The sequence below is a fragment of the Sphingomonas sp. genome (genome assembly GCF_017304635.1).
Taxonomy (GTDB): domain Bacteria; phylum Pseudomonadota; class Alphaproteobacteria; order Sphingomonadales; family Sphingomonadaceae; genus Sphingomonas.
Map to the genome: position 1 here is coordinate 236,404 of NZ_JAFKMA010000004.1, position 21,138 is coordinate 257,541.

At 69.4% G+C, this 21,138-nt stretch carries 25 protein-coding genes and 1 pseudogene; 17 read left to right on the forward strand and 9 right to left on the reverse strand.

Annotated features, from left to right (window positions below):
- Positions 1–20 precede the first annotated feature (20 nt).
- Positions 21–863: a hypothetical protein gene (locus J0I47_RS12925; protein ID WP_294047396.1), complete on the forward strand. Its 843-nt coding sequence runs from the start codon at positions 21–23 to the stop codon at positions 861–863.
- A gap of 13 nt (positions 864–876) precedes the next feature.
- Here J0I47_RS12925 and J0I47_RS12930 read toward each other — a convergent pair whose 3' ends face one another.
- The 3 genes from J0I47_RS12930 to cueR form a co-directional block, all read right to left on the reverse strand.
- Positions 877–1,761: a 3'-5' exonuclease gene (locus tag J0I47_RS12930; RefSeq protein WP_294047397.1), complete on the reverse strand. Its 885-nt coding sequence runs from the start codon at positions 1,759–1,761 to the stop codon at positions 877–879.
- 28 nt (positions 1,762–1,789) lie between these two features.
- Positions 1,790–2,365 (reverse strand): hypothetical protein, encoded by a 576-nt coding sequence (locus J0I47_RS12935; protein WP_294047398.1) that lies wholly within the window; start codon positions 2,363–2,365, stop codon positions 1,790–1,792.
- A 252-nt stretch (positions 2,366–2,617) separates the two neighbouring features.
- Positions 2,618–3,007, reverse strand: coding sequence for a Cu(I)-responsive transcriptional regulator (gene cueR, locus J0I47_RS12940; RefSeq protein ID WP_294047399.1), 390 nt, complete (start codon positions 3,005–3,007; stop codon positions 2,618–2,620).
- A 107-nt stretch (positions 3,008–3,114) separates the two neighbouring features.
- Here cueR and J0I47_RS12945 point away from each other — a divergent pair, with 107 nt between their 5' ends.
- From J0I47_RS12945 to J0I47_RS13000, 13 genes and pseudogenes are all read left to right on the forward strand, one after another.
- Positions 3,115–4,200, forward strand: coding sequence for a hypothetical protein (locus tag J0I47_RS12945; protein ID WP_294047400.1), 1,086 nt, complete (start codon positions 3,115–3,117; stop codon positions 4,198–4,200).
- A complete protein-coding gene (locus J0I47_RS12950; protein WP_294047401.1) occupies positions 4,190–6,514 on the forward strand; it encodes a hypothetical protein in 2,325 nt (774 codons plus the stop codon). Before J0I47_RS12945 ends, J0I47_RS12950 begins: the two co-directional genes overlap by 11 nt.
- A 177-nt stretch (positions 6,515–6,691) precedes the next feature.
- Complete coding sequence (locus J0I47_RS12955; RefSeq protein WP_294047402.1) at positions 6,692–7,318, forward strand: hypothetical protein; 627 nt, start codon at positions 6,692–6,694, stop codon at positions 7,316–7,318.
- 258 nt (positions 7,319–7,576) lie between these two features.
- On the forward strand, positions 7,577–7,906 hold the full coding sequence (locus tag J0I47_RS12960; RefSeq protein ID WP_294047403.1) for a metalloregulator ArsR/SmtB family transcription factor: 330 nt from the start codon (positions 7,577–7,579) through the stop codon (positions 7,904–7,906).
- A gap of 11 nt (positions 7,907–7,917) precedes the next feature.
- On the forward strand, positions 7,918–8,349 hold the full coding sequence (arsC, locus tag J0I47_RS12965) for an arsenate reductase (glutaredoxin) (protein ID WP_294047404.1): 432 nt from the start codon (positions 7,918–7,920) through the stop codon (positions 8,347–8,349).
- Positions 8,346–9,014, forward strand: coding sequence for an MIP/aquaporin family protein (locus tag J0I47_RS12970; RefSeq protein WP_294047405.1), 669 nt, complete (start codon positions 8,346–8,348; stop codon positions 9,012–9,014). The genes arsC and J0I47_RS12970 overlap by 4 nt, the downstream gene beginning before the upstream one ends.
- Positions 9,011–9,448 carry an arsenic resistance N-acetyltransferase ArsN2 gene (gene arsN2 / locus J0I47_RS12975; protein ID WP_294047406.1) on the forward strand — a complete coding sequence of 146 codons (438 nt, stop codon included), beginning with the start codon at positions 9,011–9,013 and terminating at the stop codon, positions 9,446–9,448. The genes J0I47_RS12970 and arsN2 overlap by 4 nt, the downstream gene beginning before the upstream one ends.
- The gene (arsH, locus tag J0I47_RS12980) at positions 9,445–10,200 is read left to right on the forward strand and encodes an arsenical resistance protein ArsH (protein ID WP_294047407.1); all 756 of its coding nucleotides are present in this window, start codon (positions 9,445–9,447) and stop codon (positions 10,198–10,200) included. The genes arsN2 and arsH overlap by 4 nt, the downstream gene beginning before the upstream one ends.
- A 303-nt stretch (positions 10,201–10,503) precedes the next feature.
- On the forward strand, positions 10,504–11,169 hold the full coding sequence (locus J0I47_RS12985; protein ID WP_294047408.1) for a hypothetical protein: 666 nt from the start codon (positions 10,504–10,506) through the stop codon (positions 11,167–11,169).
- Positions 11,166–11,351, forward strand: a pseudogene (locus tag J0I47_RS15785) (sigma-70 region 4 domain-containing protein); the annotation flags it as partial. The gene J0I47_RS12985 and the pseudogene J0I47_RS15785, both read left to right, overlap by 4 nt.
- Before the next feature lie 453 nt (positions 11,352–11,804).
- Positions 11,805–12,569: a hypothetical protein gene (locus J0I47_RS12990; protein WP_294047409.1), complete on the forward strand. Its 765-nt coding sequence runs from the start codon at positions 11,805–11,807 to the stop codon at positions 12,567–12,569.
- A 63-nt stretch (positions 12,570–12,632) separates the two neighbouring features.
- Positions 12,633–13,625: an ImmA/IrrE family metallo-endopeptidase gene (locus tag J0I47_RS12995; RefSeq protein WP_294047410.1), complete on the forward strand. Its 993-nt coding sequence runs from the start codon at positions 12,633–12,635 to the stop codon at positions 13,623–13,625.
- Entirely contained in the window at positions 13,618–14,283 is a 666-nt protein-coding gene (locus J0I47_RS13000) for a hypothetical protein (protein WP_294047411.1), read from the forward strand. Before J0I47_RS12995 ends, J0I47_RS13000 begins: the two co-directional genes overlap by 8 nt.
- Before the next feature lie 47 nt (positions 14,284–14,330).
- Here J0I47_RS13000 and J0I47_RS13005 read toward each other — a convergent pair whose 3' ends face one another.
- Positions 14,331–14,747: a helix-turn-helix domain-containing protein gene (locus tag J0I47_RS13005; protein WP_294047412.1), complete on the reverse strand. Its 417-nt coding sequence runs from the start codon at positions 14,745–14,747 to the stop codon at positions 14,331–14,333.
- Positions 14,748–14,812: 65 nt separating this feature from the next.
- Between J0I47_RS13005 and J0I47_RS13010 the strand changes: the two genes are divergently transcribed.
- From J0I47_RS13010 to J0I47_RS13020, 3 genes are all read left to right on the forward strand, one after another.
- The gene (locus J0I47_RS13010; RefSeq protein WP_294047413.1) at positions 14,813–15,196 is read left to right on the forward strand and encodes a mercuric transporter MerT family protein; all 384 of its coding nucleotides are present in this window, start codon (positions 14,813–14,815) and stop codon (positions 15,194–15,196) included.
- Positions 15,197–15,205: 9 nt separating this feature from the next.
- Positions 15,206–15,520 (forward strand): heavy metal-associated domain-containing protein, encoded by a 315-nt coding sequence (locus tag J0I47_RS13015; RefSeq protein WP_294047414.1) that lies wholly within the window; start codon positions 15,206–15,208, stop codon positions 15,518–15,520.
- A gap of 61 nt (positions 15,521–15,581) precedes the next feature.
- Positions 15,582–15,806: a GDCCVxC domain-containing (seleno)protein gene (locus J0I47_RS13020; protein ID WP_294047415.1), complete on the forward strand. Its 225-nt coding sequence runs from the start codon at positions 15,582–15,584 to the stop codon at positions 15,804–15,806.
- Positions 15,807–15,854: 48 nt separating this feature from the next.
- Here J0I47_RS13020 and J0I47_RS13025 read toward each other — a convergent pair whose 3' ends face one another.
- The 5 genes from J0I47_RS13025 to J0I47_RS13045 form a co-directional block, all read right to left on the reverse strand.
- Entirely contained in the window at positions 15,855–16,436 is a 582-nt protein-coding gene (locus tag J0I47_RS13025) for a hypothetical protein (protein ID WP_294047416.1), read from the reverse strand.
- The gene (locus J0I47_RS13030; protein WP_294047417.1) at positions 16,429–17,349 is read right to left on the reverse strand and encodes a bis-aminopropyl spermidine synthase family protein; all 921 of its coding nucleotides are present in this window, start codon (positions 17,347–17,349) and stop codon (positions 16,429–16,431) included. The genes J0I47_RS13025 and J0I47_RS13030 overlap by 8 nt, the downstream gene beginning before the upstream one ends.
- Positions 17,346–17,924, reverse strand: coding sequence for an ATP-binding protein (locus tag J0I47_RS13035; RefSeq protein ID WP_294047418.1), 579 nt, complete (start codon positions 17,922–17,924; stop codon positions 17,346–17,348). The genes J0I47_RS13030 and J0I47_RS13035 overlap by 4 nt, the downstream gene beginning before the upstream one ends.
- 97 nt (positions 17,925–18,021) lie before the next feature.
- On the reverse strand, positions 18,022–18,633 hold the full coding sequence (locus J0I47_RS13040) for a hypothetical protein (protein WP_294047419.1): 612 nt from the start codon (positions 18,631–18,633) through the stop codon (positions 18,022–18,024).
- 68 nt (positions 18,634–18,701) lie between these two features.
- On the reverse strand, positions 18,702–21,035 hold the full coding sequence (locus tag J0I47_RS13045; protein ID WP_294047420.1) for a heavy metal translocating P-type ATPase: 2,334 nt from the start codon (positions 21,033–21,035) through the stop codon (positions 18,702–18,704).
- Positions 21,036–21,138: the final 103 nt, after the last annotated feature.

The window sequence follows — 21,138 nt, forward strand, 5'->3', positions numbered from 1 at the left end:
CGTCCGCCTATCCTCGGCGGATGCCGCAACATCCCGAAATCCAATGGCTGCTCGACCTGCTGCCGGCGCACAGGCACGACGAGGTGGCGGCGGCGATCGCGGGCGCCGGCCTCACCAGGCTGCCACCATCGACGGTCGGATGCGGCCACCCTCTGGGATATCTTCTCCAGGTCGACCAGCGTCGGGTCATCGTCCCCGACGCATTCGGGCCCAAGCGCCGCGCCAGGCGGCTGCAGGAATTCGCCGATATCCTGCGGGCAGGTCGCGGTGCCGAGATCCGCGAAAGCCTGATAACGATCGACGGCAGCTTGCCATGGGACCCGCCGGCGTGGGCCTGGCGCTGCTCGCGGGTCCTGCGCGACGCGCTGGCGATGGCGGGAATGCCCGCGAAGGACATGCTCGACCGGGTGCGGTGGGCGCCCATCCACAGCAACGCGCTGCCGATCGACATTCACCTCAGGGATCCAGCGACCGGCACCCCGACGTGGATCGCGTCGCTTCGCGTAGAGCGCCCACCCATCGGCGACCTGCTGCGCGCGACGATCGACCTGGGCGGCGGTGTCGTCTACCGTGAGGGTGGCGACGACACGTTCCTGTCGACCCGGCATGAAATCGTCGCGCGCGGCCGCCGCATTCCAGCGACCATCGCCGTGGGCCTGAGCGGAAGGCCGGTCTCGGCTCTGGTCGGGCATCCGCTGCTGGCTCAACGTCGATACGAGGTGCTGAAGGCCTGGACCGGGCCGAGCTACACGCGAGCGATCATCGATGTGCCCGAATGCTCGCTGGCCCGCCTGCCGAGCAGGTTCTCGGCGATCCTGCCCGGGCACGACCGGTCCGACCTCGCCGCATCGCCGTGGCGGTGAACCCGGCGCCGCGTCACTGAAGCCGGCGGTATCTGCTGCTGGCGTCGATCCGGTCGACGGTCGGTCCCGGCGCCCGCGGCTGGTGACCGGGCGAATACACCTCCAGCCGCAACCACTCGCGCTCGTCGTCGAGCAGTTCGTCGGCGACCTCGCGCATCCACTCGCCGGACGCGCCATTCCAGAAATATCCGCGGCGGCGGAGGGCGTCCTTGCGGTCGTAGTGCGCGCCGCTCGCACGGACGAGCCAGCCCGTCCGCCGGGCACCGGCGACGACGTGGGACAGCACCGTCGACCTGTCGCTGAACCGGTGGCGCAGCAGCTCGATCAGCGCATCGACATCGTCACCCGCCCGGTGGGCTTCGTAGAAGAAGCCCGCCTGGACGAGTAGCCAGCGCAGCGCGCGGCCTTCGTAACCCTCCTCGGCCCAGCCGACCTCCTCCATGCTGCAGGACCAGCGCAAACCGGCGACGGCCGGCAGGCGCTTCTCGACGAACGGGCGGTCAAACCGGCTATGGTGCGCCACGACCAGCGAGGCGGACAGCATCAGCTCGACGGCGGCACCGTCATCGATCGTCCGGCCGGCGAGGTCGGCGTCCGAAAGGCGGGTAAGCCGGGACACTGCCGGATCCAGCGGCCGGCCCGGATCCTCCAGCCAGGCGAACGGCGCGTCCAGCGCGACGATCTCCCCGGTCGACGTGAACCTGAACCGCCGCAATGCCAGTTCGATGATGGCGTCGTTCGCCGGATCGAGGCCGGTCGTCTCGGTGTCGAGGCACACGCCGATCCACGATCCCGCCGTCGGGCCGAGCGACACCCGGCGGGTGGGCAGCGCGACACGCTCGAGCACCCTGAACCGGCCATCGGCCAGCAGCAACCGCCGCGCGCGTTCGACCTCCACCTCGTTCTGCCTGTCCACGCCGCGACCCTCAATGAACCGTGTGGCTGGTCGCGGCGACCTGGTTGAGGAGCAGCAGCAGGACGCGCCGGAACCCGACCTCGCCGTCGTCGACGAGCAGGTCGCGGATCGAACGCCCGCCGAAGGCCGCACGCGCGTCACGCACCCAGGCGGCCGTCGCCGCATCCTCCACCCCGGCGATCAGGCGCAGCTGCTCCACGACGATCAGGCGACGTGCGCGCTGCGCCACGATGGGCGGGATGCCGTCACCGCCGTCCTCGATGGCCTGGCCGATCCAACGGTCGAGGATCTGCTCGCCGACGCCGAGCACCCGCGCGGCCTCGGCGCTGTCCCAGCGCCAGTGCCACATGAGGTAGACGAGATCGGCGAGCAGCAGCGCCCGCCGATCGGCGACGTCGTTGGCGCGCACGAAGCCCGGCGTCGGGCGATGATCCGCATGCGTGGAGATCCACATGTCGCCGCGCTCGAGCGAGAGTTCGCCCATCGGCCGGCCGTCGCGGCACCCCGCGACATAGAGGAAGACGTCGGAGTATGAATCCGCCCCGACGGCGTCCAGCGTCACGACCACGTTGGTCAGCATGTCCATGAGCTGCGGCAGGCCGTGCGCCTCCGCGATGGCATTCTCTTGCATCGGTGTTCCCTTTCGTCAGTTCCCTTCGGTCGTCCCGGCACGCAGAAGCGCCGATGCACAGGACCACCCGTGCAAGTTAAACTCTGACATGATGTCAAGGTTATGTCAAGAACGAATGGAGAACGGCGGGATTTGGGTATCCCGATGGCAGTTGAGACATGGGGAACGGAGGGAACGGAAACCCGGTTTCATCTCACCGGCTTGAGGTCACTTCTCTGCCAATTCGTCGATGATGGGGCAGTCAGGCCGACCGTCTCCATGACACTTGCCGGCCAGGTCGACGAGCGCCGCGCGCATGCGCTCGAGGGCGACCGCCTTGCGGCCGAGGTCAGCCGCGCGCGCGAGCGCCAGCGCCTTCACGTCCGCGCTCGCCCGGTCGCGGTCGTGCCACAGCGACAGCAGGTCGGCGATCTCGGTGATCGGGAAGCCCAGGTCGCGCGCGTTGGCGATGAAGCGCAGCCGATGGACATCGGAATCCGAATAGTCGCGATAGCCGCTGTCGCGGCGTGGCGGGGCCGGGATCAGGGACAGCTTCTCGTAGTGGCGGATCATCCGCTGCGAGACGCCGCTCGCCTTCGATGCCTGGCCGATGTTCATTGGCGATGTTGTATGACGGCGCCATTCCAGCGAGAAGCGGAAAAACCCGAACGGTGCGGCATCACCCGCGATGACGCCAACGGGACGAATTGGGGGCGTGGCGTAGGATGGGGATCGGCTGGGGCCCGGGCGGCCCGACCGACAGCGTGAACAGGTTCGTGGCGCACGAGGTCCGGCGGCAGCTCGCGGACAACCCGGTCGCGCGTCGCGCGCGCTATCCCGTCGACCACCGCGTTCTCCGCGGCCTCATCGGTGCGCCGTTCAGCCTGTTGCTTGCCCGGTACCTGATCGTCGACCTCGCCATGCTGGATGTCGAAGCCTGGTCGGAGATCGTCGCCCCGGGCTCGCCGGCGATCCCCGCGTCACTGGCGGCGCAGGCCATCGACATCGTCAAGACGGTGCCGAGCTATCTGCTCGGCGCGCAGATCGGCCTGCTCGGGGTGATATCGCTGGCATTGGCGCTGGTGACGCTGATTGCGCAGCGCGACGATGCGACCACCGACGTGAAAATCTATTATCACGAATCGATGTTCTTCGGGATCACTGCGAGCGGCATCGCGCTGGCGGCGGTCCTGTCCGTTCAGTTCCTCTGGCCGCTGCAGACCCTGCTCCACCGGTTGGGCGGCGGTTCGGCCTCGCCGGCCTTCAAGCTCGCGCTGGTCGCGGCCCACACCGCCTGGTTCGTCGTCAACCTGTGGGCTGTCGCGCACTTCGTGTCGGTGACGTTCCGCTTCGTGCAGCGTTCGGCCCGTGAACGCCTGCGGGAGCGATACACCGCCAACGTGGTCGTGCCGCGGCAGCTCTCCGACCGCCTTCGCCAGCAGGTCTATGGCGCGGCCGGCGGTCGGGTCGAGCCGGGAATGCCGGGCGCCTTCTTCGGCTACTCTTTCGGCACCGGCAGCGAGATAGAGATCGAGCGCGAGTTCGCGCCCAACACGATGCTCGTCGACGTGCACATGGGCGTCGTGCGCTGGGTGCTGGCCAGATGGGCGAAGCGCTGCTCGGCTGAACCTGAATCGGCCGGGGGCGCCGCGCGCTCCGGGCCGCGGATCTGGTTCACGCCGGCGCTCGACCGCTCGATGCGGGGCAGGGTCGCATGGTGCCGGCGGAATGGTGGCGTGCCGCTCACCGCGTTCGAGCGGTGGGCGCTGCGCCGCGCGTTCCGCTTCGAGGAGCGCCGCGATGAGGGATGACCTGCCGGCACCCGAGCAGATCATGGAGGAGCTGGCCGACCGCGCCATCGCCCAGATCGACCGCCGCGCGCCCGTCGCGTTCGAGGGCGCGCTCGACGAACTCGTCCGCTACCACCGCTTCCTGATCGGCCTGCACGCCACCGAGACTGAGGACGGGCGGCCGTTCAGCTACGCAGAGGTGAGCGGCGCGGCCTGGCACGCCCCCCACATCGACTGGATCCGCCAATACCGCCGGCTGTTCGACCGCGCGGCCGAGCGCATCCCGGACGAGCAGCGCTTCCTCGACGCGCTCGCCTACGTTCCCTATCGCCTGCTCGACGCCGAACCCGGCGTCCGGCTGTCCAAGACGGTCGTCGAGGGCATCCTGGATCTCCAGCCCATACTGATGCATGCGATCGAGGCCTGGGTGACCCGCCGGTCGATCATCGAGGGCGACGCCAACGCCGCTGGCGAGCGCGTCGGACTGAGCGGTTCGGACGCCCGCGCCCTCGCCAAGGTGATGCCGGGCATGATCGGCGCGTGGGAGGCGAACCTCAACACCGCGTCGCCGGTCTACGGATGGCAGGTCGAGGCCGACACGACCGCCGAAGAGACATGGGCGCGCTACGTCTCGGCGTGGCCCTTCCTGCGCCAGCACCTCGCCAACACCGCATATTGCCTGGCGGTCGCGGTGTGGAACGGGGACAAGACGGGCGCGCGCCTGTTCCGCGAGGCCCTTGTCCGCTGGCCGGGTTCGGCGCTGCTCGACGTGCAGCGCGACGGGCTCGACCGCTTCCCCTGGCTGCTGATGCCCGAACTGCTCGAAGGCGCCTGGGCCGCGGCGGCCGGCCGATCGGCGAGGGTGGACCATCCGTTCCTGCCGCAACCTGCGCCCGGCGGCATCTTCGCCGAGATCGTCGACGGGGCGCGGCAGGATGTGCTGCTCGTCACCGCGTCGATGATGCTGGTCTGGTCGATCGGCGGCGGCGCCGTCGGCGATCTTGCCGCAGTCACGGCGCGCGAACTGGTCAGCGGCACGGGCTCGGACCCGACGGAGCCGAACGCGGGCGGCCTCGACTTCAAGACGGTCGTGGAGGGCCTGATCAGGCTCCAGCTCGTCGGCGAGCGCTATCAGGACGGGACCCACGGGCACTGGCTCGACAGGCTGGTCTCCAGCATGGACAGCATGCGCGAGGACGCCGTCGTCCCCGGTCGCGTCTACACGCCGACCACGATGCACGACCGCGAGCAGCTGGTCATGGGCGACATGGCCCTGATCGCCGCGCTCGCGCCCGGCGAGGGGTCCGCCGGCGTCGCCGACGACCTGGACGCGATCGCGGCGGACGAGGCGCTGCCACCGCTCGGCGACCGGTCGCTGCGCGACATCCTGATGGAGTTCGACCGCTACCGGCACATGCTCGCCACCCAGCCGCCGGGCCTGCCGCGCGCCATCCAGGCGCTGGCGCCGGACGCCGACGCCGTGACCGCCATCGCGAACCTCGTCCGCGTGATGGACGACGCCACTGCGACGATCGCGTGCCGCCGCCGCGAACGGCTGCTGGCGAAGGAGATCGACGCGCCCGCGATGGAGGAGCTGCGGGCGGCCATCGAGGCCGACATGCTCGCCGAGCCCGCGGTGGTCCCGGTTTTCGACGAGGTCGGCGTATTCCTCGCCGACGAGGGGCGGGGCGACGAGCGGCGGACGCTGTTCAACGGGATAGCGAAGGGCAAGCTGGTTCGGCCGGAAATGGAGCAGGCGAGCTCGAACTGGACCGAGTTCATCGCCAAGCACGCCCGCGAGGCGGCGGGTGGATACGCGTTCGCCGTGTTCGCACGGATGCCGAGGGAACCGGTCGACGCGGTCGGCGAACTTGACGATCCGGCTTTCTGGCGCGCGATGCCGGATCTCGTGCGCCGCGTCGGCGACCGGCCGGTCCTGATCGTGGCGCACCAGGACGCGATCGACCGACTCGGCCGGCTGCGGTTCGGGCGCGACGACCCCCTCGCCGGGTTCGCGGTCTCATACCAGCGGACGCCGCGTGAGCGCGGGCGCCACGTCGTTACGATCGAGGGTGTCGAGGTCTTCGCGGCTGACATCCCGCGAGGCACCGCCTGGCTGACCTCGGCGTGGCACCTGCGGCGGATCGGCTACGCACCCGTCGCCGGCGGCCGGGTCAGCCTCGCCTACGAACTCGACGACGGCGCCGAGGCCACCGTCGGCAGCCTCGTCGTCGGCTTCCGCCAGGTTCTCGAATGGGGCGACAGCCCGGTGCTCGAATTCCGCCTCGGCGCGATCGGGCGCGAAGGCGACGCGACCGCGGCGGATGGGGAATGACGTGACGGACGCGCGTCACGTCACGCCCATCCGTGGCGCGCAAGACGCGCCATGTCCGCCCAACCGGTCGCGGACCGTTTCCAAGAGAAGTTGGATAGGACTGGTTGCCAACGGCAACAGGAGGAAAAAAGGCTTCTGAACGTCGATGGCCGGACATGACCATCGAAGGACAGTGAAATGCTTCAGGACCGTATCGACAACGACGAACACTACCGCATCCTCATCGACCACCGGAACCCGCTGCGCATCGTGCTCGCCACGCAGGCGATGCTCGAGGCCAAAGGACCCGTCGAACCGCTCTGGGACCGCGAGGCCGGCGACGCGCGTTCGATGGCCGCGCTGCTCCGCTGGGTCGCGATCCGACGCGACCGCTGGCAGGAGTGGGGCCAGCTTGCCGAGCATCTCGGTCCCGCAGCCTTCTACCAGCACATGCGCGAGCGCATGGAGGCCGAGCCGCCGGCGGAATGCATCGGCACGATGGTGACCCGCCTGGATGACGCGCACGAGATCGCGATCTCGGAATCCATGCACGGTCCGCAGGGGCTGTTCTACCAACCCCTATACGTCCATCGCTTCGCGTCTGCCGCCGCGCGCGACCGGTTCTATGACTGGATGTATTCCGACGACAACGTGAACGCCATCGACGCACTCGTACGACTCGGATACGCGGAAGGCGCGCTCGCGCTCGGCAAGGCGCTCGACCGCCTGGCCGAGGACAGGCCGGCCGGCAATCGCGCCGAGCGCCGCCGCCGCGCCAAGGCGGAGGCGAAAGCTGGACGCCGGCAAGCTGCGACCGTGGCATGAAGGCAGGCGGCGGGTCGCCATGGGGCGAACCGCCGCCTCGAGCGGCGCGTGATCGTTGGCGACGACACCAGGGCCAACGATGACTTAGCTGCAGGGCGCCGATCGTTCGCTCCCATCGCGAGCAGATCGCACCATAGCATTGGGAGCGTTCGTAGCCGATGGCGACTGCACGGTCGCGGCCCGGCATCCCGGCAAAATATACATCGACTTTTCCCGATAGGTGTTGACGAACCACATTCCATCGGACATTTCCGATGGATGGACGCCGAAGCAGCCTTGGTCGCGCTAGCCGCGCTAGCCCACCCGACACGCCTCAGCACCTTCCAGATACTCGTCCGCCACGAGCCGGACGGGATGACGACGGGTCAGCTCGTCGACGCGACAGGACTAAGCCAGAGCACCTTCTCCACCCATCTCGCCGTGCTCGCCAAGGCCGGCCTCGTCCAATCCGAGAAGCGCGGACGCAACCTGGTCCAGCGCGCCGACATGGACACGCTCCGCGCCCTGATGGTCTTCCTCGCGAAGGACTGCTGCCAAGGCCGGGCCGAGTTGTGCGAACCGCTGCTCGCCGATCTCGCCTGCTGCTGAAGGATCAAGTCGTGACCGACATCGTCATCTACCATAACCCCGACTGCGGCACGTCCCGCAACACGCTGGCGATGATCCGCAACGCGGGCATCGAGCCGCATGTGATCGAGTATCTGAAGACGCCGCCGGCGCGCGCGCTGCTGATCCAGCTGATCGAACGCGCCGGCATGTCGGCACGCGCCCTGCTGCGTGAAAAGGGCACACCCTACGCCGATCTCGGGCTCGGCGACACCTCGCTGTCCGACGACGCGCTCATCGACGCGATGATGGCGCATCCCATCCTCATCAACCGGCCATTGGTGGTGACGCCGCTTGGCGTCCGCCTGTGCCGTCCATCCGAGGCCGTGCTGGACATCCTGCCCGAGAGGCAGCGCGGCACCTTCGCCAAGGAAGACGGCGAACTGGTCGTCGACGCCGCGGGCGACCGCGTCTCTCCCGCGTGAGGCGCCGCGCACTGCTCGCCGAGGCGCTGGGCAGCCTCCTGCTGTTCGCGACGGTCATCGGCTCGGGCGTCATGGCCGAGCGGCTCGCTGGCGGGAACGTCGCCATCGCGCTGCTCGGGAACACGCTCGCGACGGGCGCCATCCTGTTCGTGCTGATCACGATGTTCGGGCCGGTCTCCGGCGCCCACCTGAACCCGGCGGTCACGCTGGTGATGAGGCTGCGCGGCCACCTAACGACGCGCATGGCGTTGAGCTATGTCGCCGCGCAACTCGCGGGCGGCGTCGTGGGGGTCTGGCTGGCGCACGCCATGTTCGACGTGCCCATGCTCGAGCTGTCCACCAAGATGCGCGGCGGGGCCGGGCAGCTCATCGGCGAAGCGGTCGCGACCTTCGGCCTGCTCCTGACCATCCTCGGAACGACGCAGGCCCGGCCCGCCGCCGTGCCGGCGGGCGTCGCGCTCTACATCACCGCCGCCTATTGGTTCACGTCGTCGACCAGCTTCGCGAATCCCGCCATCACCGTGGCGCGCTCGATGAGCGACACGTTCGCGGGGATCGCGCCGGCCTGCGTGCCCGCCTTCGTCGCCGCCCAGATCGCCGGCGCGCTCGCCGCCCACCTGGTCGCCGACGCGTTCTTCGCGCACCATGCGCGGGAGGGCGAATGACGGTCGCCTTCTCGCCGATGCCCGATGCGCGCGACGACGTCCTGCGCCTGGCGCTGGACGCGGCGCGGCTCCCGACCGACGACCTGAACGATCCCGGTCGTCGCTTCTTCAAGCTGTCCGACGCCGACGGGCCGATCGGTTTCGTCGGCATCGAGGGCGATGGTCCGGACCGGTTGCTGCGTTCGCTCGTCCTGCTGCCGAGCCGCAAGCGGCTCGGGTATGGATCCGTCCTCTTGGCGCACGCAGAGGCGGTGGCGCACCGGGACGGCGTCGAGCGCCTCCACCTGCTGACGACGACCGTCGCCGACTTCTTCCGCGCGCGCGGCTACCGCGACGCCGACCGTGCCACCGCGCCCGTAGCGATACGGTCCACGGCGCAATTCTCATCGCTGTGCCCCGGAAGCGCGGCCTATCTCGTCAAGGGAATCGCATGACCCGCCTCCGCCAGCTGGTCGACGCGGACGTCATGCCCGCGCTCGACCAGGCGTTCGTCATCTCCCGCCCGGCCGCGGGGCTCGGTGACGACCAGCCGCCACCGCGCATCCTCCTTCTCTACGGATCGCTCCGTCAGCGTTCGTTCTCTCGGCTGGCGGTGGAGGAAGCCGCGCGGCTGCTCCGGCTGTTCGGCGCAGAAACGCGTATCTTCGACCCGTCGGACCTTCCGCTTCCCGATCAGGTACAGGACGACGACCATCCCGCCATCCACGAACTGCGCGAGCACGCGTTCTGGTCCGAGGGGATGGTGTGGTGCAGTCCCGAGCGCCACGGCCAGATCACCGGCATCATGAAGGCGCAGATCGACCACCTGCCGCTCGAGATGAAGGGCATGCGCCCGACGCAGGGGCGCACGCTCGCCGTGATGCAGGTGTCGGGCGGATCGCAGTCGTTCAACGCCGTCAACACGCTGCGGCTGCTCGGCCGCTGGATGCGGATGGTCACGATCCCCAACCAGTCGTCGGTCGCGATGGCCTACAAGGAATTCGACGAGGCTGGCCGGATGCGCCCGTCGAGCTACTACGACCGCATCGTCGACGTGATGGAGGAACTCGTCCGCTTTACGGTTCTAGTGCGGCCCCATGCCGACCAGCTGGTCGACCGGTATTCGGAACGGAAGGGCGCCGGTCTGCGGGCGATCGCCGAGGACCATTCCGCCATCGCCATCGGTGCAGGCGCGACGGGCGACTGAATCCATCAGGCCTGAACGCGGCGGGTCGCCGATGACCACGGGCCGGATCGCGACCGGCGCCGTCCAGGGAATCGCCCGTGGCCCCAGGCGGGCCGACGACGCGGGTGCCAGTCGAATGCACGACGCGCCTACCCCGGCAGGCCGCCGAGCCGCGTCCTAGCCCGCACCGCAGCCGCCGGCCGAAAGCGCCGCCGCCGCGTGCACCTGCACATACCGATACCGGATAATATCCCCCTTTCTGGGAATGGCGGGGCCAGAGAGGGCGTGTCTCTTCCCCAGCCGACAAGCCTGAAAGGACCAGTCATGAATCAGGTTCCAACGACCCGGCCGCCCACCCCGTCCGACCATTATCCGGCGCGGGACGCGGTAAGCCCGATCGATCCGTCCGACCGTCTGGCCGCGATCTCCCGCAGGTCGATGCTGGTCGGCCTGGCGTCCGTGCCCGCCGCCGTGGCGGTGGCGGCGCCCGCCGCCGGTAACCCGGCGGCCCAAAAGACCACCGATAGCGACGCGGTCCCCACGCTGACGCGGAACCGCGAACAGCGAGCGCTGAGCCGGTTTCGCTACCGTAACGCAGAGGGCTTCTTCCTGGGTCTGGACCCGGCCGTCGGCATGCGTCCGAATGACCGCCTCTACCGCGCCAGGATCGTCTTCCAGCTCGCCATCAGCTCGCACCTGCTCGACGTCGGCTTCGACGACGACTGGTGCCGCAGGAACGTCGGGCTCGACGTCGGCAAGGCGCTGCGCCTGGCGAACGCCACGGGCCTGGCGGCGACGGATGGCGACATAGGCAGGCTGGCGACCGCGCTGTCGCCATACTCGAAATGGCGCGACCCGGCCCCGGCCGATCCGAACGCCGGCGAGGTCGCGATGGCGGCGATCGCGCATGCGACGACCCGACGCCTGCTCGACCACGTCAGGCAGGCGACCGGGCATCCCCGTCGCGCCCATCGCGGACGCCGCCAGTGACCGCCGGCGATCCGACGGCCTCGCCGACACCGGCCGACGATCCGGTCCGCTTCCAGCGTGCGGCGGACAGCTTGCCGAAGCTGACCCGCGCGGTCCTTCTGCTGAGCGCCATCGACGACATGCCCTACGACGACATCGCGCTGCGATGCGGGATTTCGGAAGACGAGGTCAGGGTCCGCCTGGCCGACGCCTTGATCGGGCTCGGCCGCGCGATGCGGGGTCCGCTCCCATGGACGGGCCAGATGAGGCTGGCCCTCCAGCCGTGGCGATCGATGTGGGCGCGCGCGCGCGGGAATCGGACCGCCGCTTGGCGCGATGGCTGCCGTTGTCGCCGGACGCGTTGCGGCGATCGCCGATCGACCACGTCGCGCACCTCTACGAACGGATCCGCAGAACAGGGTGAGCGCGATGCTTGCGGTCAACCGCGACCTGCGCTAGAACATAACAGGAACGTATTGATGGGAACGCGTCGAGATGAATCGGTGACCGGTCGAACGGGGCAACCGCGGATCCCGCCGGAATGTTCATCCACAACGTGGTCCACAGCTCCTTCCACCGCTAATTCGCGGAAGGGCATCACCGTCGTTGAGCCGCGCGTGCCGGGATGCGACAGGGACCATCATGAGGACTGGACGATGACCCTGACGATGGAGGCCGCACCGACCGCGGCGGTCCGGCCCCGAACCGATATTCCCCCTCGGGAGGAATACGTCTGCTGGTCGCGCATGCAGGCCGAGGCCGGCCAGGGGCTAGACGCGATCGTCGAACGCAAGGAGCGCGAGCGTCAGGCCGGCGGCGGCTCGTTCCTCTGGGGCGTGGGCAACGCGCCCGCCCAGGTGACGAACGTGCTGGCGCGGGCCGGCATACCTGTCCGCGCGGTGTTCTCGGTGATGAAGACGCGGCCGAAGGCCGTCGACGTCTCGCCGTCGCGCACCGTCATCTGGCGCCGCTACGTCGACGCTCAGGGTGTCGAGCGGCCGTTACCGCCGCATGCGCTGGTCACCAGCCGCGGCGACAGCGCGGGCGGAGCCAAGCGCGTCCATCACGCCCTGATGTGCAGGTCGGACACGCCCCTCGCCATCAGACGCGGCGACGCGTTCGATCCGGCGGCATTCAGGAACGCCGGCGGGTCGGGCGCGCCCGTCGGCTTCTCGCAGGTGACCGCCCTGCTGCGGCGCGTGCAGTTCGACCACGACCGCTCGGATTACGAGGCCAATCTGACGGCCTGGCTGGCGGACAGCTACTGGGTCCGCCTCACCGATCCGGACGAACTCGACGCCGACCGGCTCGCCATCCTCGCCGACATACCGCGCCAGCCGCTCGACAGCTGGTGCGACCTGGTCGCCCGGATACGCGGTGCACCTGCCGCCGTCGCCGTCGCGCCCGGCAGGCTGGTCTGACGACCGTCCTTCGCGACGGACTCGCGTTGTGCTAGCCGGGGAGCTGGCGCTCCAGGGGGAACGGTGGCGGGAGACGATGACAACCTGATCGAGCGGCTGCGGAAGGCGGGGTTCAGCCGCGCCGCGATTCGCGCGGCATGGCCGTCGTGGTGGACCGAGGAGGCCGGCGAGACCCCGTCGGGCCGCGCCGAGCTGCGGTTCGCGCTCGCGCGCCGGCTCGGCCTCGAACCCAAGCCGCTCCTCGGCGAACGCGTCGAGTTCGTCTGGAACGACGAGGCGCGCTTCAAGCACCTGTCCACCCACGACGACGCACAGAAGGCCGCGCTGACGTCGTTCGGGATGTCGGTCGGCCGGCTGCTGCTGCGCGCCACGCCAGCCGGGCCGACCGATCGGATCGCGGCGGAAGCGCTGCGCGACGCCATCATGGCCGGGTCGCCGTTCGTCGATCTCGGATCGCTGCTCGGCACCTGCTGGGCGCTGCGCATCCCGGTCATCCACCTGCGCGTCTTCCCGCTCGAGGCGAAGTCGATGCACGCCATGGTCGTGGGCGTCGACGGGCGGTTCGCGATCCTGCTCGGGCGCGACGCGGCCTATCCGGCACCGGTGGCTTTCACCCTCGCGCACGAACTGGGCCACGTCATGCTCGGCCACCTCGCCGACGCGCCGGCGCTGATCGACCTGGAGGATCCGGCCCTCGCGCGCGACGGCGACGAGCAGGAGGAGGAGGCGGACCGGTTCGCGCTGACGCTGCTCACCGGCTCGCCCGAACCCGACATCCAGACCGACATCGACCACTTCAACGCCCCGACGCTCGCCGCGGCGGTGCTGCGCGCGTCGGGCGAATACGGGGTCGAGCCCGGCACGCTGGCTCTCTGCCTCGCGCACGGCCGCGGCCTGTGGCCGGTCGCGATGTCCGCGCTCGGCTTCATCTACGGCGAACGCAAGCCGGCCTGGCGCGAGGTGAACGGGATCGCCGACGGCGAACTCGACTGGGACGCGCTGGGCGACGAGGCCGCCCACTATCTGCGGAACGTCATGATCGGCGACAATGCCTGAGCGCGTCCTGCTGGACAACGACGTGGTCCTCAAGGTCGCGTGCTACGCCTTGGTCGAAGAGACGGTCGCCGCCGCCACCATCGACGACATCCCGCCCGCGATGCTGGGCGTCGGGCGCTTCGTCGTCCGCGGCAGGCTCGCCCGCGCCCCGAACATCGCCGATCGCGCACGCGCGACCGCTGCGTTCGAGCGCATGCTGGCGGCGATGTTGCTCGTCGAGCCCGACGATGCCGAGATGGCGGCGGCCGCCGACCTGGAAGCCGAGGCCAACCGCCGCGACCTCGAGCTAGACGGTGGCGAGAGTCAGCTCCTTGCGATGCTCGCGAACCGCGCATGCAAGCTGCTGATCACCGGCGACAAGCGCGCGATCGCGGCGATGGCGATCGTCGCCGTCGGCGTCGCGGGTGGCAGGGTTGCCTGCCTGGAGCAGTTGATGGCGCACATCGTGACCGGCACCGGTGCCGCTGTGACGCGCGCACGCGTATGTGCCGAGGCGCAGGTGGATCGAGCGATCACCGCCTGCTTCGGATGCTCGACGACCGCTCCCCCGCGAGACGAGGACGTATTGGATGGGCTGGCCAGCTATTCGGCCCACCTCGATCGCACGGCCCCGGGGGTGCTGCTTCCAGGCACCGACCTGCGGAACGTCCGCGCTTAGCGGGGGCGGGCGGCCGGGGCGACGGACATCGCCGCCGCCCATATCGGCTACGCGGCGTTCAACGAATCCATGATCGGGCACTCCGGGACGTCGCCACCCGCACAGCGCGACGACATGTCGGCGAGCGTGCGCTCCAGCCGGCGCAGGTCGGAGATGCGCCTACGCACGTCCTGCAAGTGCCGCTCGGTCAAGGCCAGCACCTCCCCGCAGGTGTATCGGTGCGAATCGGCCAGCCCGAGCAGGCTGCGCAACTCGTCGACGGAGAATCCCAGCTCGCGCGCCCGCAGGATGAACCCCAGCCGCGCCTGATCCTGCGGCGCATAGACGCGGTGGCCGCCCCGGGTCCGGTCGGGTGCCGCGAGAAGGCCAATCGTCTCGTAGTAGCGGATCGTCTCGATGTTGCACGAGAAGAGCTTCGCGAGCGCGCCCCGCTTGAGTGCCTGGCCGGTGGCGACGAAACCCATGAAAAAAAACCTCTTGAACCTGTAGCAGCTACAGGAACTATACCATCGTCGGAGGCTGATCGAGTATGGAACGGATGGACGCGGCACCGACCAGGAAGACGCCCGCCGGCGGCGGGCGGTGGTTGGCGGCCGGCGGGATCGTCGGGGCGCTGCTCGCCTCGTCGTGCTGCATCTTGCCGCTCGTCCTCGTCACGCTCGGGGTGTCGGGTGCCTGGATCGGCAATCTGTCGACGCTAGCACCATACAATCCACTTTTCGTCGCGATGACGCTGGCCTGCCTCGCCGGCGGCTTCTGGCACGTGTATCTACGCCCCCGGCCCGCCTGCCCGCCGGGAAGCCAATGCGCACGGCCAAGCTCGGCGATATTCACCAAGGCGGCGCTGTGGACGGCGACCGCCCTCGTCCTCGCCGCGATGACGATGTCGTGGTGGGCGCCCCTCTTCTACTAGGAACAGCAAATGAAGAACCGCACGCTCGTCTTCGCCGTCTTGTTGGCGACATCCGCCAGCGTCGCCGCGCTCACGCTCGCACCAGCGACCGCGAGCGCGCCCGCGCGGGAAGTTACCCGGACGTTCGCGGTGGGCAACATGACCTGCGCGACCTGTCCGATCACCGTGAAGACCGCGATGAGCCGCGTCGCGGGGGTCAGGACGGTCACCGTCGATTTCGCGGCGAAGACCGCCACGGTCACCTACGATCCGACCAAGGCCAACCCGTCCACGATCGCGGCAGCGTCGACCAACGTCGGATTCCCGGCGAAACCATTGACCTGAACCACGGTGCCGCGTGGCCCATCGGTGCGATGGGCGACCGGCCGCCGACGAAGGGCCGACCATGATACCCCAATCCACCCTGACCTGCCCCAAGTGCGGACATGTCGAGACCGAGACGATGCCCACCAACGCCTGCCAGTTCTTCTACGACTGCAAGGGCTGCGCGGCGGTGCTCCGCCCGAACGCGGACGACTGCTGCGTCTTCTGCTCCTTCGGAACGGTGCCGTGTCCACCGATCCAGGAATCGCGCATCTCGGGCGCGGACCCCTGCTGCCGGGCCGGCTAGGCTCGGCATCGTTCGATCGCCTCTACGCCCGCGACACAATCCAGGCGGTCAGCGCTGGCCCCGAAGGAACACCGCGTAAGGGGCCTGGAGCGTCGCAACCAGGTTGATCTCGATCTCGCGCGGATCGACGTCGTTGGTGAGCTCGGGCGCGTCGAGCACCTCGAGGCAGGCCTTGTCGACCCGGCCCTTGATGTAGCGGCTGCCCAGCCGGCCGGTGCTCGGCCCGACCGGCACCCGCGTCTGATCCAGCGGAAGCATGAAGCGCTCCTCGTGCAGCCGATCTATGACGAGCGCGTAGCGCGACCCTCTGACCTGGATCGTCTCCGGTATTTCCTTCCATGTCACGCCGTCGGGCGAATATTCGGCCGCGCACAGAGGCTCGGCGAAATGGTTCGACTCCATCTGCTCCATGCAGAGGTGGATGGTGCGGTCGCGCGAGGCGAAGGACCTGGCGAACGGCTGGACCATCGAGGACGGGTGGCAGGTGTTGCCGCCATAGCCCCACATGCCGAACCCGGTCTGACGGATCTCCTCGGTCTTGCGCGCGATGATCGCCGCGAGGTCCTCGCGGGCATGCGTCCCGATCTTCATGAAGAGCAGACCCGCCCCGGGCTTTACGATGTCATTCACGGCCACTGTCCAGCAACTCCAATTCGTATTCGTCCTCGTGCGCGACCCCGTAGTCGAGCCGCTTGCGTGCCCTTACGTAGCGGACCCGCGGCTCCTGCGACAGACCGTAGAAGTGCTCCAGGCGGGCGGGATCGGTGATCCCGACGCTCGCCGCGCGCGCGGGATTGCCCGGTAGCGCGGCGAGGTAGAGGTTGCAGGACTTCAGCTCGGGCGCATCGTCGAGATGGTATTCGTGCAGCTTGCGCTGCATGCGCGACACGTAGAAGCCCTGGCGCGCCGCGAACCCCTGGACGCTGGCGAGAACCTGCTTGGGCCAGTCGAGATCATCGTCGTCGGCGATGACCACCACGCCCTCGCCGGCGTGGCCGGTCGCCTCCATCCCGCGCTCGACGAAGACGTTCACGCTCTCGCCGTTGTTCGACGCGCCCCAGGGCGGGTTGGTGTAGAAGCAGTCGAACAGCTCGCCCGGCTCCATCGCGTCGAGGACGTTGTAGAGCCGCGCGTCGAGGTTCGCGATGCGCTCGCGGTCGGCGAAGTTCATCACCGCCTCGACGGTCCGCTCGTCGAAGTCGAACACCGTGATGTGCGACGGTCCGAAGTTCAGCACGTCGCGTGCGCGCAAATAGGCGACGCAGACGCTGATCGCATCGCCGTCGCCGATGAAGGCCAGGCGCTTGCCGTCGGCCCAGTCGGCGATCATCTCGCTCTGCAGCACCATGTCGCCGGTCTTCATGTGGATCTGGTCGAACACGCGCAGCGGCCGAGGCCGGTTCTGCACGACGTCCGACACCGCATTGATCGCCTTGCGGAGATCGACTCGCCGCCGCTCCTGCGGCGCCGACTGCACCAACTGTTCCGGCTGCTGACCGCCGCCGCGGACGATGCCGCCGATCCACCCAAGCACCCCGGTCATGCGAGCCTCGCCGCAAGGCGGTCGACCAGCACGCCGCGTTCCGCCGCGGTGTCGAAGAGAAAGACGGGCCGGCCGAGGGACATGCCGTAGGTCGCCGCCACCGACGACTGCAACGCGGTGTGCGTCCTCGCCTCCTCCACCGTCACCATCGGTCGCCCGCCCGCGTCTTCCGCGATGCGCCGCCGGGTCTCCTCGGGGCTGGCGTAGAGCACCCATATCTCGTCAGGCGCGAGCTGCGCGAAGCGCGCGAGCGAGAATGGCGTTATGCGGTATCCGTATTCTTCCTTGGTGACCGGATGGCTGTCGATAAGGACGTCGCTGCGGCCGCGGTGATCCTCGACGAAGGCGATCAGGGCATCGTCGACCTCGTCGACGTCGCCCGGCGTGACTACGCCGGCCGAGCGCGTTCGCAACTCGTCCTGGTCAACCAATCCATCGCTGCGCGCGCGGACATGCTCGGTCAATCGCGCGCCGTATTCCCAGACCTGCAGCCCGGGCACACGCTCGGCGAGCATCCTCGTCGTCGAACTCTTCCCCGACGCCGGCGCGCCGGTCAGGTATATGACCTTAGGCATTGAAATCCCCCCGAATGGCAGGATCGTCGCGGATCGCCGCCGCGAGTCAAGGGGGCCGGTCCGGGATGGTGCGATCGGGTCGAGGCGCAGCCCGGAGCTAGGGTTGGAAAAGTGCGTCGTCCGGCGGCAGCGCGATCACGCCCTCGACGGCCGACGACAGCGCGAGGCACGCCGCGTCGAAGGCCGCCCACGCCTGGGCGTCGTCACGGCCGTAGCCGATCGCATTGGTGTGCATCTCGAGGCACCCCGCATTCCCGAAGAACGTCCGCAGCGGCGTGATCGTGATCTCGAAGGTGTAGTGGTGCGCGTCGCTGCCGGCGGTGCGGCCCAGCACGGCGCGCGCGAGTTCGTATATGCGTGCGGCGGTGTTCATCCCGGCCGCGCGGAAGGCGATCGCGACATACGACCCGACGTAGCGGTCCGGCTCGCCTTCCGATTCCGGTTCCCGAGTAAACATCCCGCACTCGCAACCGAGCGTCATGAGTGGCGACCCGCGCCCGTTGACCGTCTCCAGCAGCGTGCGCAGGCCCACCGAGCGCTTCGCCTCGGGAATCTCGGCCGCGAGCTCGGGCCGGTCGGCGAGGTCGACGAAGCCGTGGTTGCGGTCGCCGTTCTCGCGATCGACGGCGCCATAGGGTATGGACGAGTGCGCCTCGTCGTCCTGCGCGACGGTGTAACCTGGCCCCTGCGCCAGGATGGTGTAGGCCATGACTTCCTCCAGTGCCGCCCGATATGGGGTGGCGATGCCGACGGCCAAGGTCGCGGCGCCGTCCCGCTTCAGAGCCGCGTGGCGTTCAGCCGCAGGGCGTTCGTCACCACGGTGAAGCTCGACAGCGCCATCGCGGCGCCGGCGATCATCGGCGACAGCAGGATGCCGGCGACGGGATAGAGCACACCGGCGGCGACCGGCACGCCGATGCCGTTGAACAGGAACGAGAAGAACAGGTTCTGGCGGATGTTGCGCATCGTCGCCTTCGCGAGCCGGCGAGCGCGCACCATCGCCGCTAGGTCACCCTTGGTCAGCGTCACGCCCGCGCTCTCGATCGCGACGTCCGTGCCGGTGCCCATGGCGACGCCGACGTCCGCGGCCGCGAGCGCCGGCGCATCGTTGATGCCGTCCCCCGCCATGGCCACGACCGCGCCGTTCGCGCGTAGTTCGGCGACGATCCGCGCCTTGTCTTCGGGCTTCAGGCCGGCATGCACCTCGTCGATGCCGCCGATCGACGCTGCCACCGCTTTGGCGGTCGCCTCGGCGTCGCCCGTGAGCATGACGATCCGCAACCCTTCCCCGTGCAAGGCGGCGATCGCCGGTGCCGCGGATTCCTTCACAGGGTCGGCGACGACGAGAAGCCCGGCGAGACGACCTTCGATGGCCACGAACATCGCGCCGGCGCCGGTGCCCCGGTGACGCTCGGCCGCGAACTGGAGCGGAGCCGCGTCGACGCCGACCCGCACCATTTGGTCGGCACTGCCGACCACAACCGTCCGACCATCGACCCTTCCGGTCACCCCAAGTCCGGTTTGCGACTCGAAATCGCGCACCTCGGGCACCTCCGACCCATCGTCCTGCGCGGCGTCGACGATGGCGCGCGCCAGCGGATGCTCCGACCGCGCCTCGACGGCCGCCGCCGCAGACAGGACGTCCGCACGGAAGAATCCGGTCGCGACCTCGACGTCGACGAGGCTTGGCCGGCCCTCGGTCAGCGTGCCCGTCTTGTCGATCACCAGCGTGTCGACGCGCTCGAGCAGCTGCAGCGCCTCGGCGTCCTTCACCAACACCCCGGCGTGCGCCCCGCGTCCGGTCCCGACCATGATCGACATCGGCGTCGCCAGCCCGAGCGCGCAAGGACAGGCGATTATCAGCACGGCGATGGCGTTCAGCAGGGCGTGCCCGAAGCGCGGCTCCGGCCCGACGAGGTTCCACACGACAAACGTCGCGACCGCGACCAGGACGACGAGCGGCACGAACCAGCCGGAAACGCGGTCCGCTACCGCCTGGATCGGCGCACGGCTGCGCTGCGCCTGCGCGACCATTCGCACGATGCGCGCCAGCACGGTGTCCGAGCCGACCGCACGCGCCTCGATCAGCAGCGACCCGGTCCCGTTGACCGTGCCGCCCGTCACCTCCGCGTCGGCCTCCTTCAGCACGGGTGCCGGCTCACCGGTCAGCATCGCCTCGTCGACCGACGATCGGCCCTCGACGACGACGCCATCGACCGGCACCGCCTCGCCGGGCCTGACGCGCAGGCGGTCGCCCTCGGCGACGTCGTCCAGCGACACCTCCTGTTCGGCCCCATCGGCGCCGATCCTGATCGCCGTCTTGGGCGCGAGGTCGAGCAGCGCCCGGATGGCTCGCCCGGTCGCGGCGCGCGCGCGCAGCTCGAGGACCTGGCCGAGCAGGACGAGCGTCACCACCACGGCCGCCGCCTCGTAATAGACCGGCACCATCCCGTGCATGCGGAAGGTATCCGGGAAAAGGCCGGGCGCGACCGTCGCCACGACGCTGTAGGCGAACGCCGCGCCGACGCCGATCGACACCAGCGTGAACATGTTGAGGTGCCAGGTGACGATCGACGTCCAGCCGCGCTGGAAGAACGGCAGCCCTGCCCACAGCACGACCGGTGCAGCCAAGAGCAGCTGGACCCAGGGATTCCATGCCGCTGGCACGAGCGCCACGCCCAGCATCTCCGCGACCATGGACACCGCCAGCAGCGGCACGGTCAGCGCGCCAGCCACCCAGACCCGGCGCGTGAAGTCGACCAGCTCGGGATTGGGCGCGTCGTCGAGCGACGGCTCCTCGGGCTCGAGCGCCATGCCGCAGATCGGGCACGTGCCCGGGCCCTCGCGGCGGATCTCTGGATGCATCGGGCACGTCCACATCGCGCCGGGGGCAGCCGTCGGCGCCACCAGGCGTCCGTCGCCCAGGTAGCGCCCGGGGTCGGCGACGAACTTCGCGCGGCAACCGCCCGAGCAGAAGTGATAGTCGGTGCCGTCGTGCCGGGCGTGATGCCCGGTCGCCGCCGGGTCCACGTCCATGCCGCAGACGGGATCCTTCACCGTCTCGCCTTTGGCCGTGCCGTGTCCGGCGCAGCAGGCGTGTCCCGCGTTCATCGAGCCGTGTCCGTGATCGTGCATATCGGTCCTCCGGCACCCCAAATGGCGTTTGACATCGTGTCAGGGTCAAGAGGCATTCCGCGCACCCGCCCATGAGGGA

Coding starts and splice junctions, on each gene's coding strand:
- arsN2 (WP_294047406.1), top strand. CDS start 9,011: ATGACGGTCGCCTTCTCGCCGATGCCCGATGCGCGCGACGACGTCCTG.
- J0I47_RS13045 (WP_294047420.1), bottom strand. CDS start 21,035: ATGAACGCGGGACACGCCTGCTGCGCCGGACACGGCACGGCCAAAGGC.
- J0I47_RS13040 (WP_294047419.1), bottom strand. CDS start 18,633: ATGGCCTACACCATCCTGGCGCAGGGGCCAGGTTACACCGTCGCGCAG.
- J0I47_RS13000 (WP_294047411.1), top strand. CDS start 13,618: ATGCCTGAGCGCGTCCTGCTGGACAACGACGTGGTCCTCAAGGTCGCG.
- J0I47_RS12935 (WP_294047398.1), bottom strand. CDS start 2,365: ATGGACATGCTGACCAACGTGGTCGTGACGCTGGACGCCGTCGGGGCG.
- J0I47_RS12955 (WP_294047402.1), top strand. CDS start 6,692: ATGCTTCAGGACCGTATCGACAACGACGAACACTACCGCATCCTCATC.
- cueR (WP_294047399.1), bottom strand. CDS start 3,007: ATGAACATCGGCCAGGCATCGAAGGCGAGCGGCGTCTCGCAGCGGATG.
- arsH (WP_294047407.1), top strand. CDS start 9,445: ATGACCCGCCTCCGCCAGCTGGTCGACGCGGACGTCATGCCCGCGCTC.
- J0I47_RS13010 (WP_294047413.1), top strand. CDS start 14,813: ATGGAACGGATGGACGCGGCACCGACCAGGAAGACGCCCGCCGGCGGC.
- J0I47_RS12945 (WP_294047400.1), top strand. CDS start 3,115: ATGGGGATCGGCTGGGGCCCGGGCGGCCCGACCGACAGCGTGAACAGG.
- J0I47_RS12960 (WP_294047403.1), top strand. CDS start 7,577: ATGGACGCCGAAGCAGCCTTGGTCGCGCTAGCCGCGCTAGCCCACCCG.
- J0I47_RS13015 (WP_294047414.1), top strand. CDS start 15,206: ATGAAGAACCGCACGCTCGTCTTCGCCGTCTTGTTGGCGACATCCGCC.
- J0I47_RS13020 (WP_294047415.1), top strand. CDS start 15,582: ATGATACCCCAATCCACCCTGACCTGCCCCAAGTGCGGACATGTCGAG.
- J0I47_RS12925 (WP_294047396.1), top strand. CDS start 21: ATGCCGCAACATCCCGAAATCCAATGGCTGCTCGACCTGCTGCCGGCG.
- J0I47_RS13005 (WP_294047412.1), bottom strand. CDS start 14,747: ATGGGTTTCGTCGCCACCGGCCAGGCACTCAAGCGGGGCGCGCTCGCG.
- J0I47_RS12985 (WP_294047408.1), top strand. CDS start 10,504: ATGAATCAGGTTCCAACGACCCGGCCGCCCACCCCGTCCGACCATTAT.
- J0I47_RS13030 (WP_294047417.1), bottom strand. CDS start 17,349: ATGACCGGGGTGCTTGGGTGGATCGGCGGCATCGTCCGCGGCGGCGGT.
- J0I47_RS12990 (WP_294047409.1), top strand. CDS start 11,805: ATGACCCTGACGATGGAGGCCGCACCGACCGCGGCGGTCCGGCCCCGA.
- J0I47_RS13035 (WP_294047418.1), bottom strand. CDS start 17,924: ATGCCTAAGGTCATATACCTGACCGGCGCGCCGGCGTCGGGGAAGAGT.
- J0I47_RS12950 (WP_294047401.1), top strand. CDS start 4,190: ATGAGGGATGACCTGCCGGCACCCGAGCAGATCATGGAGGAGCTGGCC.